Source organism: Phyllobacterium sp. MT110 (assembly GCF_058792715.1).
In genome coordinates this window covers 376,327-389,934 of the sequence record NZ_JBXAFE010000004.1, presented here as the reverse complement: position 1 = coordinate 389,934, position 13,608 = coordinate 376,327, and the positions used below count along the sequence as shown (strand labels likewise).

Here is a 13,608-nt window from a genome sequence, read left to right as displayed (position 1 = left end):
TTGTTAACAACTGGCGCGGGATGATCATATGACGGCATCGGACAGCGCTGGATGGCGCTCCACTGCTGAAATACGGCGCAGGCTGGAGGTGAGTTTCCGATCGTCGAGCAACTGACGGATATGGCTGATCCGCTGATAGCGGGGGCCTTCGAATTCCGCCAGTGTCAAATTCGCGGTTACATAGGCCGCATGCAATTGCTCGGCCCCGGCTTTTGCATCCCAGCGTGGCTTGAAATCGGGAAGAACCCGCCTGATCTTGTCAAAGCTGACCCGATACGAACGTGTATCGGGGCCAGCGCCGGGTGCAAATTCCAGCCGGCAGCCCGGAACGATATCCGCGACGATTTCAGCGATATCGCGGATACGGTAATTGTGTTCGGACTGCCCGACATTGAATGCTTCGTTGTGTACGACATGCCGGGGGGCCTGCAATACCGCCAGGAAAGCCCGTGAAATATCCTCGATGTGGACGATTGGCCTCCACGGGGTTCCGTCGGATTTCAAAAGGATGACACCTTCCGTCACGGCCCATGCCACGAGATTATTCAACACGATATCGAAACGCAGCATGGGGGAAAGACCATAGGCCGTTGCCGGTCGCAGATAGGTTGGGCTGAACGTCTCGTCGGCGAGTTCCGTGATGTCGCGTTCGGCCAATACTTTCGAACAACCATAGGCAGTGACCGGGTTCAATGCTCCGGTTTCATCAATTATGTCGCTGCCGGATTGACCGTAATTGCTGCACGAAGAGGCGTAAAGGAAACGCGGAACGCCGGCCTTCTTCGCGGTCGTCGCAAAGTGAACGCTTGCGCGATGATTGATGTCGTAGGTGACCTCCGGGTTGAGGTTCCCCAGCGGGTCGTTGGAGAGTGCTGCGAGATGAACAATAGCATCATAGCCTACCAGTTCGTCTGCGGTGACATCGCGTATGTCTTTGCATAATCCCGGTATGTCAGGCAGGGCTCCACCGGGCGCATAATGGCAATTCCGGTAGAGTTCGCTGTCGAAGCCGTGAATCTCATGGCCTGCCTTTTGCAGGAAAGGAACCATGACTGAACCGATATAGCCGCGATGTCCTGTCACAAGTACCTTCATTGTTCCAACCCTTTCAAAGAAACCGTCTTTGATGCCACGGTACTTCCAGTGGGCGGGTTGGGACGAGAGAGGAGTTTGGAGGATCGCAAATGCAATTGGCTGAACCTTCGGCGAAGCGCCTACTTCTTTTGCCTGATCTGTGTTAATCGCGCTGTTTCACAACGAGAAGCCAGTCCCGGTAACCCGACGCATTCCGGGTTGCAGGAACACGGTATTCCATTGTGCCGGCGACGTTCGTTATTGGCTCTTTGGCAGCCATGTATTGTCCGGAGGATGGATCGAACCAACGGATATCTCTGGTGGACTGCCAGTCTGCCTGTGCATTGAGAACGACGCTGTTCATACCCGAGAGATAGACCACGACAAGTCTTTCGCCAGGCGAACGCGCGGCCACCGCGATGCCCGCTGCCGGCTGGCCTTGCGTCGTCAGCACTTTGCCCTGATCGGGTTCAAGATCCCACCAGGGAATGGTTTCGAAGAATTGTTTGAGATAGGTTATGCTTTGGGCACCGCGGCTTGCGAGCGCTTTTTGCCAGGGCATGGTTTCCTCATGCACGCCTGGACCGGAAAAATGCCATACGGGATTGTTGCCGAATACCTGGCCCCCGGCACCGGACAGAAGAGCGGAATAAGCTGCTACTCGAACCGTTTCCTCCGTTGCACCGTTCTCCCCCTCATACATCCCCTCAATGAGAAAAAAGGGTCTTGCCGGTGAGACGAGATATTGAACGAGTGCAGCCTGGGCAACATTGCCGTAGGTGTAGAGCGTATCGAGCTTTTTCCAGGGTGCTTTCCAGACAAGGTCCGTTCTTGCATCCCTCCCGCCATGCACACTTTGTAGTGCATCCGGGTCAGCGCGTGCAATCGATCCGGCCAAAGTCTCGACCAGGCTCATATCCGGCGGATCGTAGTCGCCGCCCTGTATCCAGATTATATTGTTGAATTTTCCAAACCTTTTGCCGATGTAGGTTCCATAGGCCTTCATTGCTTCGACACCGGCATCGCGCATCTCGCCATACCATCCCTGATCTCCGCCATTCACCCCGAGATAGGCCGGGACGAGCAGTACAAGAAATCCCCGATCCTGCGCCCGGCGCAGAATCCACTCGGCATCGTCAAAATAGGCATCGTTGGGGGCGACAAAGCCGCCTGCCGCAAATGGCTTTCGCCTGTAGAAATTGCCCGGTGCGTTGCGGCTGAAGCGGTGCTCGATGAGCGAAACCAAGATGGTGTTGAAACCGCGTTTCTTGCGATCCTCCAGGTAGTGATCGGCTTCTTCGCGAGACAGATCCCCTATGAGAGACCACGCCGTGTCCGCTGTCATCAGGAATGGCCGCCCTGCAGCATCTTCCAAATAGCGTTGGTTGGCTGAGATGCGCAGGGGAAACACAGCTTCTTTTGCATTAACCGATGTGCACAGTCCAAGGAGTAACAAAAGTGCCCATAGCAGAACCCGCCTCGGAAATGCGTCAAGCATTGCTGGCGCGTTTTAAAACGGGAGCGGGCGCGTCGGGACTGTTGAAGCGGCGGAAGACCGGCTGCGACGGGCGGCCGACGAGATACTTGTCCACCCCGTGCTGCAGCGCTTTCTTGTACACGCCGAGCGCTCCATCAATCGCGTCTATCGTGCGGTCAACATCTTTATCCGTATGCGCATAACTCACGACCAGCGATGGCATCAGAATACCGCGGCGTATCGTTTCCTGTAAAAACAGCGTTCTGAAGGCTTGCGAAGGCAAGCGCTCCGTATCCAGCGTGGCATAGGCAAGACAGCAATTGGCGCCGGTGACGCTGACGTAACCGGTGAGGTCGTGCCGGGCAATCGACTGTTGAACACCACTCCTCAGCCGATGTCCTTGCGCGTAAAGATGTTCTATCACCGGTTCATTCTGATAAATCCGCATGGTGGCAATCGCCGCGGCGAGAGCGTGGGTTTCCGCACCATGCGTGGTCGACAGCAGGAAAACCCTCGGTTTGAACACTTGCGTAATGCCGCCGAGATTCATGAACTCGCGTTTGCCGGCGAGCGCCGAGACAGAGAAGCCATTGCCGAGCGCTTTGCCAAAGCACGAGAGGTCGGGTTCTATCCCAAAGAGTTTCTGTGCGCCTCCGGCATGCCAGCGGAAACCCGTAATCATTTCATCGAGAATGAGCAGAGCGCCATTTTCATGACACAGCTCCATCAGATCGTTCAGAAACGGTTGGGCCGGACCATCACTGCGCGAAGGTTCGAGTATGAGCGCGGCGATCCTGTGGGGATATCGTTCAAAGAGTGCGCGCGCACTTTCGAGATCATTGTACTTGAAGCCAACGGTCAGTGCCTGAATGGCGGTTGGAATGCCGGCGTTCATTTCCGTTGAACCAATGAACCAATCGTCTGTCGAGAAGAATGGATGATCTGCACAAATACCGATCATATCCCGCCCTGTGACGGCCCGGGCCAGTCGAACGGCCGCAGATGTGGCATCGGAGCCGTCCTTGCAGAATTTGACCATTTCAGCTGACTGAACCGTCTCAAGGAAGGTCGCTGCACATTCGACCTCGATTTCGGCAGGGCGGGCGAAGTTGCAGCCGAGCTGGAGCTGGCGCATGACCGCCTCAATGACGGGAGGATAAGCGTGGCCCAATCCGACGGCACGGTTGCCCATGCCGTACTCGATATACTCATTGCCATCGATGTCCCACACGTGACTGCCGTAGCCCCTGGCGATGAAGCCAGGCGACAGCAGGGGGTATTGATCATCGCCTTTCGCATAGGTATGTGCGCCACCGGGAATCAGATCATGCGCGAGTTCGCGCAAGTGATCTGAATTTTCAAAATTGCGGATCGATGCAGTCATGTGCCAAACCCCTTTTACCTGATCTGCCGATATCTCTTCAAATGCGCTCCCGCATCATGCGCAGCCAATTCTTCACCGGGCGTGGCACAAATGTTCGCAAACCCGAGCGCAAGCCTTTCGGCATGGACCAATCCCGCATTTTGAGCGGTGGTGCGATGGCAGGTCTGTGCGTCGTGATGTGCTGGATCACGTCGTCATACCGTTCAGCCATATTCCCGATGGTGAATGTGCTATTGGCCTTGTGTCGTGCCGCGTCAGACATCCATTGCGCGGTTTCCCGGCTGGAATGGATCTGGCCGATGATCTGAGCTGCTTCCCTGACATTTCCGATGGTGAAGAGGAAACCGTTGGTGCCATCATCGACGATGGTGTCGGTAACTCCCCGGATACGCGAAACAACCGGTATGCAGCCGGCTGACATTGCTTCGGTGATGGTCAGCCCAAATCCTTCGAAACGCGAGGGCATGACGAGTACGTCATGCCGAAGCAGAAGATCGAAAACAGCTTCGGGATGAACCGCGCCGAGAAAGGTGGTCTGCCGTTGGCGGGTCGCCATCTTTGACTTCAAGCTTTCGAGATCCGGCCCATCGCCGGCAACAGTCAGATGAATGGACTGCGGCAAATGGGCGAAAATTTCCGGCAACCAGAACACTCCTTTCGACGCGTCCTCGATACGGCCAAGGAAAATAACCCGCAATGTGTCGGCGGAGTTGGGTTCCCTTCGGAATTGCCGCATGGTTGGCGCACTCGCGGCATGAGGAATCGCGAAGGTTCGGTCTGCAGGAAAGCCCAGTTTCCTGACCAGGTCACTGCGAATGCGATCGGAAACGCCGACGGTCGCATGCACGTGGTTCTTGATCGCGTTTGCCGCGCTGTAAGTCCCGGCAGTGATGTTGTGTACGATCATGATGCGCAGGAATTTGTCGGGCAGATAACGCGCAATATTCGTTTGAATTCGATCGCTGAGGACGTTGATGAATATTCCGTCAAATTCGCCCTCTTCCAGGGCTTCCGCAAGGGCCTCGGCCTGATCCCGTTCGCTTGCTCCGTTGGGCGTTTCCACCAGGGAACCGTAAGAGAACTCAGGACGCCATTGAGCATCGTAAGAAGTGCCGTAGGTGGCCATCCCCAGCCAATGGACGTCAATTCCCTTTTCAGCCAGCGCGGCGCGCAGCTGTCTGAACACCGTATATGTGCCGCCAATATGGGGGCGGACGAAATAAGCGAACTTCATGAAGTCCTGTCCTTGGGTTTTTCGGCTTCATCCGGAAAACAGCATGAACCGGGAGCCGCGGGAATTGAATGTGTCGCGGCGGGTGAGGCCTATAACCCTTTGGGGGAAGCCCCTTGCTCATTAGGCTGGGTGCGGTGTTCCAAAGACCATGTGTTTTTTGCCCGGCGGCGGCGGCAAACTTCCGTGGACAAAATATCCCATTGATCGCGCGCGACGCTGAGGATGCGTGGATGAAAATATGCTTACTGGGTCAATTTGGCAGCGGTAATACCGGGAACGACGGTTCACTCGAAGCTATGGTGAATTTCCTGCGTTCATTGCCGTCCGAAGCCGAGCTCATGTGCATCTGTTCCAACCCGGAACTGGTCGAAAAGGAATACAAGATCAAATCGATCGGGATCAGTGGCCTGGTTCTGCAAGACCAGTGGTTCATTCGAATGAACGCGTTTCTTGCCGACATTCCGCGCCGTATCGCCAGTATCTATATGCTGTTTGCAAGCTTGAGCGGGGTAGATCTGTTGATCATCCCCGGCACCGGCATCCTGGATGATTTTCAGGAGACGCCCTTTGGTTGGCCGTTTGTGCTCTTCCGCTGGTGCCTGGCAGCCCGGTTGCGTGGGGCGGACATCGCATTCGTCAGCATTGGTGCAGGTCCGATCGAGCATCCCCTCAGCCGCTGGTTCCTGCGCTCGGCGGCCAGAATGGCGCAGTACCGATCCTATCGCGACGCTTACTCCTTGGCCTATATGAAAAGGATAGGCCTTTCCGTCGAGCGTGATGGCCTATTCCCCGATATCGCGTTTCGGCTTCCGGTCCCATCTTCCTCGCCTCCCAAATACAACAGTCCCGTAACCGTCGGCGTAGGCGTTATGGACTACCGCGGATGGTCAAAGGATGCGGTGTTTGGTGAAGCAATCTACCGCTCATACATCGGCAAATTGGCTTCCTTTATCCAATGGCTGCTCGATGAGGGGCACAATGTCCGCTTGTTGACCGGCGACGAGCGGGACTGGCGGGCGGTGGGTGACATTGTCGAAAGAGTCTCGGTTCCTGCTCAAGACAAGCCCGAAGAACGCGTAACCGTGGAGCATGGTGCCACTCTCCATGATCTGATGCGGGAGATAGGCAAGACCGATATTGTGGTTGTGACGCGTTATCACAATGTTGTCTGCGCCTTGAAGCTCGCTCGCCCCACGATCTCGCTCGGATATGCCCAAAAGAATGATGAACTGCTGGCACAATATGATCAGCACGCATGCCAGCACATTGAAACCTTCGATATTGATATCCTGAAAGATCAGACACGTCGCATGCTTGCGAACCTCAATGAGGTGCATCTGGAACTGGCCAAAGTGAATGCGCGCGTTCAACGGCAGCTTTCCATTCAGGAAAAACTGCTGGAAGAGAGGGTTATCGGCCCGCTTTTCACTGCGCAGCCTGTCATGTCATCATAGCCGGCCGTCTGGTGTCGTGGATGTACCAAGTCGCCGCCCAAGAGCCTTGACGCTGCGGCCAATCAATGCCGAGGCATCTGATCTGCGCAAGAGGTAGCGGAGAGGCGGCAGCCAGGCTGCGGACGGTCGGAGCTTGATGGCATGACGCATCAATGCCATAGCCTCCGGTTCACCCCGGCACAATTGCGCGACTGCCGACCAGTAGGCTCTTTCACTCAGTGCATTGCGCGCTTGCCGTAGAAGTACGTCAGCATCCGTCAGGATTGCCCCGTCATTCTCGAAGAATGACTGGAACGCCGCTTCGAATTCAATGCTCCACTGCTCCAGGGTGCGAACGGTCGCGGATTGATTGAAATCATGAACCCTTGCGACCGCCTGGATATTTTCCGTTCGGCCCACTGCACCGTGAAGGGCAAAACGCAGCCACATCTCAAGATCATCCGTGTGGATCAGGGCGGGCTTGTAATACCCGACTTTCTTCTGAATTGCCGTACGTACGATCGCCGTGGGGCCGCTCACAAAATTCCTTCCGCTTTGACAGAGGGATTTCAGAAAGGACATGCCGTCCTGCTTTGACCAGTCCGAAGGCAATGGATTGTCCAGCAATCCATCGCCTTCTGTGTTGTTTGCGCGAAAATGGGTCTTGCCATGCACCAGGTGAACATCCCGATTGTCCTCCATGAAGGCCATCGCCCGGGCAAGAGCTCCCGGTGCCAGGTAATCGTCGGAACAAAGGATCAGAAAATAATCCGATTGTGCCCAATCGATACCGTCATTGAATGACGCATGCGCACCGAGGTTTTTGGGGCGCAGCATCAGTTCTATTCTGGGATCGACACTGGCCAGCATCCTGGCAACAGCCGCGCTGTCGTCGGTAGAGGCATTGTCTATGATCAGAATGCGCAGTCTCTCGGCAGGCTGGTTGCGCACGCTGTCGACGCAGTTTTTCAGATAGTGAGCGTAATTGTAGTTCGGTATGACCACGTCAATGGATTTCATCGTCGAAAATCCAATCCTTGAGCCGAAGCACAGGGCCGCTCATTTGACGGCCGCGGCGTTTATCCTTGCCAGCAGTGTCGGCATTGCGATTCTTGCAATGTTTTCCACTTCGTCGAGGAACGGATGCCTGAAGTAAGCCAGGGCTGCCAGCCATCCTATCGCCGATAACAGACCCGCAATGCAGGCTTGTGCAATCGACAGGTCAAACTGAAAGCGGTTTGCCGCAAGAACGAGCAGCGGACCTGCAATGGCCCATATCGTCACGAGGCCGCTTCGGTATAAAACCTGAAACAGTTCGTCCCACGCAAAGGGAACCTGCCGGCGGACATAGACCAATGAAAGGTACATCTGAAAGGGCAGGACAATGAACTGGCTCAGTGCCAGGGCGTAGAGCCCGAAAAAGCTGGCTGCGCAGATCACGAGCATCGACAGTCCCCGACCAATGAAATTGGCTTCAAATGCCTGTCTGTTTGCGCCCATTGCGACGAGAACGGGAAAGGTCAGGATGTTGGGAAACCAGAAGAGCGCGGCCAGCGCAAAAATCTGGACAAGGGGCGCTGTCTCGGACCATTGGGGGCCCAGGGCGATGCGAACAATGGGATAGGCCAGAATGGCCATCGCCAGGGTTGCTGGCCAGTACAGGGCCGTGATGTAGCTTATGATGCGCAGATATGCGGCTTTGACGTCGCGTTCCGCTCTGACTTCCGATGCAAATGCGGGAAAGGCGACGGAAAATATCGCCGAGAGCAGGATCTTGTCCGGCAACCCGCAAACGAGATTTGCACGATTGTAGAGGCCGACTGCCGTGAGCGGCATGATCCGGCCCAGGACAAGCTGGGGAAGTGCTTCATAGGACCGATCCAGCAGGGTTGAGGCGCCTTTGTATGTGCCGAAGGCGAAAGCCGCCCGCCAGCTCTTCAGGCAAGGGTTCAGCATCCAGAAGATTGGTCTGGTATGAAAAGCGAGAAGCGTCCGCACCATAGCCGAGGCGAGTGTTCCCCAGGCAAAGCTCATGAAGCCGAAATGCAATGCGACAAAAGCGATCGTCACAACGGCATTGGTTATACCGCCGATGGCGTTGATGCGGGTTACCGCGCCAAAGGTCAGATCCCTGCGCAACAGCGCAATGATCGGACAGACAGCAGAGTCTACTACGCCTGCGAATGCCAGGATTTTGATGAATGCAAGCAGCTCGGGCGCGGCGTAAAATCGGGAAAGGAACGGGGCAGAGAAAAACAGGGCGCAGCCTGTGGCCATCGAGAACCCAAAGGTCAGCGTGAAACTGGTTCTTATGTCTTCGCGTGTGAGTGTGTCGCGCTGAATGAGGTATTCTGACGTGACGAACTCCCTGACGGTGAGCGCAATCGTGCCAATTCCCAAGCCGATGACGGCTATCCCGATCTCGCTGCTGCTCAACACGCGCGACAGGACCGTGATCATCGCCACGCTGACGATCACTTGCGAATACTGTTCCAGTATCGCCATGAAAAATGCCCGGCGTACAGCGCTCACCCTCTGACCTCTCTTATGATTGTCGACCGTTTTTCGAGCGCTTGTTGCCAGCCGGATTTTTTGCGTCTCGGCGGCACGCAGGCAACCTTAACTCTAGCGCTTTGCAGAAGCCGGTTTAAGCTGTCTATTCAGTTGAAAGGCGGCTAAGCCGTTCGACGTACCCGCGTCCTCAATACGACGCGGGCACAAATCGAATGGTGACAATTGGCCCGGCCGTGTCCATTGAAAGATATCGGCAGATCATCGATTTTATTGTCTTCGCAGTTGGGCCGAACGCTTAAGGATGTACCTGATATCCGTCAGACCAATTACCAATCCGGCTCACAAAAGTGGTAAAGAAATGGTTCTGAGGGCGTTGCGTGTGAGCCAGGATTTCCATGATCGAGGACGAGCAGATACGGACAGAAATGATGGCGATCCAGTTCTGGCTTCGTGCCCTTTTTCTGTATGCGGCGACGGGAACCCCGCCAACGGCGCGCTCGGTTCAGGAGTTTCTCAATGAGCTGAAGAATTTTGCGCCGCAGGATGGTGCCAATGATCTTTCGCCGGCTGACTGGGACAAAGAACACCTTCTGCACTATCCCAGCTATGAGCGGGTCGGCAGCAAGATTATAGAGACGCTGCAGAGTCTGGAGAAAAAACTGACATCATGAATCTACGATGGGGTGAAGAGTGGATCGCATAGGCTGCGTTGTTGCGGGCGGTGGCGTTATCGGGATTGCCATAGCGCGGGAATTTGCAAGACGAGGCATTGAAACGCTCATCGCCGAAGAGAGCGGCGCGGTAGGGAGTGGAATAAGTTCCCGCAATTCCGGTGTCATTCACGCCGGCCTCTATTACCCCGAAGCCAGTTTGAAGGCGCAGTTATGTGTGGAAGGTAACGCCGCGCTCTACCGATTTGCGAATGCATACGGCGTGGCGCATAAGCGCTGCGGCAAACTGATCGTTGCGACAGATAACCAGCAGGTTGAGACCCTGACCGAAATTGCCGGACGCGCCCGCAGGTGCGGTGCGGGTGATCTGCAATTCCTTTCCGGAGCGCAAGCCCGTCGCGTCGAGCCAGAATTGAACTGCACGGCCGCGATTATGTCTCCGTCTACCGGAATCGTTGATTGCCATGATCTGATGCTGGCGCTGCTTGGAGATGCGCAGGCGCACGATGCAATGATCGCATTCCATACCAAGGTGGTGTCCGTGGACGCTGACAGCGATGGATTTGTCGTTCACACAATCGAGACGGAAACTGACCGGCCGTATGAATTTCGCACGGACGTGTTCATCAATGCCTGCGGGCTCAACGCGCCTGAACTGGCGACGAAAATTGCGGCATTGCCGAAGCATCACGTGCCGGAGCGCCGATATGCAAAGGGAAACTATTTCTCGGTGCCGGGTGCCGCGCCGTTTCAGCATCTGATTTATCCCGTGCCGGAGCCCGGAGGCCTGGGTATCCACCTGACGCTCGATCTGGGAGGCAGCATGCGGTTTGGTCCGGATGTCGAGTGGGTGGATACCATTGACTATTCGGTCGATCCGGCGCGGGCCGAGCGTTTCTACCAGGCAATACGGACATATTGGCCCGCGTTGCCCGATGGGGTTCTCCAGCCCGCCTATTGCGGCATCAGGCCAAAACTGAGTGTTGCGGGCGAAACGGTGACAGATTTCCTTATCGAGGGCCCGTCGTCGCACGGCGTAAAAGGACTGGTCAATCTGTTCGGTATTGAAAGCCCGGGGCTGACGTCCTGCCTGCCCATTGCGCAATATGTGGCGGCGCTGGTTTGAAGCGGAGGTCGATTGCCACGGCCTTCGAGTGTTGATTCTTAGTCTCCAAGCCGCTTCAGTATATCGGTCGCAACTGTTTCGATGGCCATGCCGAATGTGAACCTGTTTGCTCGATCGGGGTCTTGCGTAAAAAGCGGCTCGGCTGGCCGTGGCGACTTGAAATCAATTTTCCGTTCTTCATCGGGAAGATAAGCCGAACCGACGACGCGTATATTTCGCCGATCGTTCTCCTGGGTGGGTTCTGCCAAGACGGTGCCAAAGGGGTTTCCGCTGCCTTTGGATGCCGCGTCCGTGTCCGCTGCAGTCTCCCCATCGGAGGGTTGTTGCGCGATTGGCAATTCAGGACCAAGGGCTGTTGAAGCTCCTTGACCTGCGGGGGCCACCGCGCTGACCGATGTTTTTAGTGATTGCTGCGCATTGTGACACGTGCAATTGGCCACTGGCGGAGCGCCGGTAAGACGATAGTTGAACGCGGTGGGCAGGTCCTTATAGGGAATCTTGGTTTCGACGGAGATCATATCCTCGGAAGACTGCTCCGGTATGGCATGGGAATGCAATTTTACCGGCGACGCCGGACACATTTCACTGCAGGTGTTCTGGTCGCGATCGAAATATTTGGTCTGGACGGCGAAAGAGATCGGAAAATAATACCCATCGCACGTTCGCACACATAGTGTTCGATAGAGTTTCGTGCTGGACGCATCAGGGGTTTGCGTCGGTTGCCGCGGCCGTTTCCGTTCGATCGCCTGCCTGGGAAGCGTTGCGACTTTCGTTACTGCCGGCCCGGACGCTGAACTGCCGAAAAGCGCCTCAAGCAGCCCCTGCCGCCGCTCTTCTGCGCACCCATTTGCTTTCAGTGCCGCAAGAATACGCGCTTTGGAGGAAGGGGAGCCTTTGGAACGGGTTTCCGCACGCTTGCGCCTCTCAAGCTCTGCCGCAATGCTTTCAATATTCTGTTGAAAACGCGCGCATTGCTTCGGGTCTCCCCTGGAAAAGAGCGTGTTGCCGCAACCCGCCTGATTGGCGCGTGCGCGTGCTTGCTGCAGCTTCATCGCCTGCTCTTGGACAGCTCTATTGACCTGCGGCTCGTCCCGGATTGGCAGTTTGAGCTGCTGACGAAGCCGGATGCAAATGCTTGGTTCAGCCACGGCATTTGCATGAAGAAAGAGGCTGGAAGATAGGAGCAGAGCTAGTCCGAGAATATTCCGGCTAATGAATTTCATCGACGCATACCTACTCGTAACAACACTCGGGGGAGGATCAGTTGTATTCAAGTTGAGATGGGTATTGATAGATGCGAAATCTCAGAAATAAGAATGCGTTTCTACACTCTAATCTGCGGAATGAAAATGCTTTATTTCAATGTTACTGATCCGCAGGGCGATTTACGGTTAATGGCATTTGGACGATTCTAGACGGATTGGCAGGTATTGCCGCACGATCCGCACACGGACACTGGTCCGTCGGGAGCATCGCAAATGCCGACACTGATCGGATCAGGGCAAATTAACGCGTGGCGCCGTTCCTCCAACCGTGCGGTTGAAGGAACAATGGCGAGATTTCACCGGCAAGAGAATCCTGGCGCAATCTTGCAATTCGGGCGAGGGCGGTGGGGCCGCGGCGGCGGGCGGTGGCCGTGATAATAGGGAGGCCGCACAACAATAGTCGGCCGAACCACAATGGCAGGCCTGTGAACGGCCACGCGATCGAGATAGTTGGCTGACACCCATCCCCGGATGCCCTGCCGTCCGATCCGGCACCAGTTTGACTGGCAAGCCAGAACATTCACGCGTATTCCCGCAGCCAGAGTACCGACGCGGGTGTAATGTGTTGCCGGACCGGTGCGAAGATTAACATTCCCGGTTGTATAGGCGACATCAGCAAGAGCAGAACCTGCCGAGAATATTATCGTGGAACAAAAAACAAGTAGTGTGAGAAAGCTTCTCATGTTCATTGCTCAATCCCCCTGCAATAACACTGATTCAATTTGGATCTTCAGTCTAATAGATTGAAATTATCACGATTTGTCCAGTTGCTTTACAGAATAAGCTGATGATCATCGGCATGGTGAGAAAGTTGCCGCCGCAAGAAGTTAATCTGAGGCGCTGGCATTCTGGTTTCAATTGTCCCATCAATTTGCCTGATCCCTCAAGGCGAGCGGATGTGAACGCTGGATATGACCGGTTCGAACCTGATCTGGATAAGTGTTGGCATGCCGCAATAGGTTGAGTCTTAATGCGATGACCGATGCACGTATTCGCCTCGTCCTGAACCTCACTGGCAGCCAAGGAGCAGTTGTCATGACTGAGACAAACCTCGCGGAAATCTATAACGCCTATATTTCCTGCTTGAATATGCAGGATTGGCCGAACCTCGGAACGTTCGTTCAGGAGGATGTGCGCTACAACGGGAAGCAGATCGGGTTGACCGGGTATCGAAGACTGCTGGAGAACGACTTTGTGGAAATTCCGGATCTGTATTTCAATATCGAGCTGCTGATTTCCGACCAATCCTATGTTGCTGCCCGCCTCCTGTTTAACGTGACACCAAAAGGGAACTTCTTTGGTCTCCCCATCAATGGGAGGAAAGTGTCCTTCAGCGAAAATGTGTTCTACCAGTTTCGAGACGGAAAGATCAGTCTGGTATGGTCAGTGATAGACAAGGCCGCCATCGAAGCGCAGATCTAGCACGTATC

General features: G+C 55.3%; 12 protein-coding genes. 4 read left to right on the top strand and 8 right to left on the bottom strand.

The genetic code is table 11. The annotated features are described in order from the left end of the window. Window positions 1–24: 24 nt before the first annotated feature. The 4 genes from AC1Q5O_RS19630 to AC1Q5O_RS19615 form a co-directional block, all read right to left on the bottom strand. Window positions 25–1,095, bottom strand: coding sequence for an NAD-dependent epimerase/dehydratase family protein (locus AC1Q5O_RS19630; RefSeq protein ID WP_492565249.1), 1,071 nt, complete (start codon window positions 1,093–1,095; stop codon window positions 25–27). Window positions 1,096–1,237: 142 nt separating this feature from the next. After that, window positions 1,238–2,572, bottom strand: coding sequence for a glycoside hydrolase family 140 protein (locus AC1Q5O_RS19625; RefSeq protein ID WP_492565246.1), 1,335 nt, complete (start codon window positions 2,570–2,572; stop codon window positions 1,238–1,240). Beyond that, window positions 2,565–3,935 carry a glutamate-1-semialdehyde 2,1-aminomutase gene (locus AC1Q5O_RS19620; protein ID WP_492565244.1) on the bottom strand — a complete coding sequence of 457 codons (1,371 nt, stop codon included), beginning with the start codon at window positions 3,933–3,935 and terminating at the stop codon, window positions 2,565–2,567. Before AC1Q5O_RS19620 ends, AC1Q5O_RS19625 begins: the two co-directional genes overlap by 8 nt. Before the next feature lie 37 nt (window positions 3,936–3,972). Then, window positions 3,973–5,169, bottom strand: coding sequence for a glycosyltransferase family 4 protein (locus AC1Q5O_RS19615; protein ID WP_492565242.1), 1,197 nt, complete (start codon window positions 5,167–5,169; stop codon window positions 3,973–3,975). A gap of 113 nt (window positions 5,170–5,282) precedes the next feature. Here AC1Q5O_RS19615 and AC1Q5O_RS19610 point away from each other — a divergent pair, with 113 nt between their 5' ends. Beyond that, entirely contained in the window at window positions 5,283–6,623 is a 1,341-nt protein-coding gene (locus tag AC1Q5O_RS19610) for a polysaccharide pyruvyl transferase family protein (RefSeq protein ID WP_492565241.1), read from the top strand. On the opposite strand, the gene AC1Q5O_RS19605 is transcribed toward AC1Q5O_RS19610, so the two are convergent. Then, a complete protein-coding gene (locus AC1Q5O_RS19605) occupies window positions 6,618–7,622 on the bottom strand; it encodes a glycosyltransferase family 2 protein (protein WP_492565239.1) in 1,005 nt (334 codons plus the stop codon). The genes AC1Q5O_RS19610 and AC1Q5O_RS19605 overlap by 6 nt on opposite strands. 39 nt (window positions 7,623–7,661) lie before the next feature. Continuing rightward, on the bottom strand, window positions 7,662–9,134 hold the full coding sequence (locus tag AC1Q5O_RS19600; RefSeq protein WP_492565237.1) for an oligosaccharide flippase family protein: 1,473 nt from the start codon (window positions 9,132–9,134) through the stop codon (window positions 7,662–7,664). Window positions 9,135–9,511: 377 nt separating this feature from the next. Between AC1Q5O_RS19600 and AC1Q5O_RS19595 the strand changes: the two genes are divergently transcribed. Together AC1Q5O_RS19595 and AC1Q5O_RS19590 are read left to right on the top strand one after the other, a co-directional pair. Continuing rightward, entirely contained in the window at window positions 9,512–9,787 is a 276-nt protein-coding gene (locus AC1Q5O_RS19595; RefSeq protein ID WP_105735295.1) for a hypothetical protein, read from the top strand. 19 nt (window positions 9,788–9,806) lie between these two features. Continuing rightward, window positions 9,807–10,913, top strand: coding sequence for an NAD(P)/FAD-dependent oxidoreductase (locus tag AC1Q5O_RS19590; protein WP_492565235.1), 1,107 nt, complete (start codon window positions 9,807–9,809; stop codon window positions 10,911–10,913). A 38-nt stretch (window positions 10,914–10,951) separates the two neighbouring features. Here AC1Q5O_RS19590 and AC1Q5O_RS19585 read toward each other — a convergent pair whose 3' ends face one another. Further along, complete coding sequence (locus AC1Q5O_RS19585) at window positions 10,952–12,136, bottom strand: DUF2865 domain-containing protein (protein WP_492565233.1); 1,185 nt, start codon at window positions 12,134–12,136, stop codon at window positions 10,952–10,954. Window positions 12,137–12,474: 338 nt separating this feature from the next. Beyond that, complete coding sequence (locus tag AC1Q5O_RS19580) at window positions 12,475–12,861, bottom strand: SH3 domain-containing protein (protein ID WP_223615373.1); 387 nt, start codon at window positions 12,859–12,861, stop codon at window positions 12,475–12,477. 352 nt (window positions 12,862–13,213) lie between these two features. On the opposite strand from AC1Q5O_RS19580, the gene AC1Q5O_RS19575 reads away from it, so the two are divergent. Further along, window positions 13,214–13,600: an ester cyclase gene (locus AC1Q5O_RS19575; protein WP_492565310.1), complete on the top strand. Its 387-nt coding sequence runs from the start codon at window positions 13,214–13,216 to the stop codon at window positions 13,598–13,600. The last annotated feature ends 8 nt before the right edge of the window (window positions 13,601–13,608 follow it).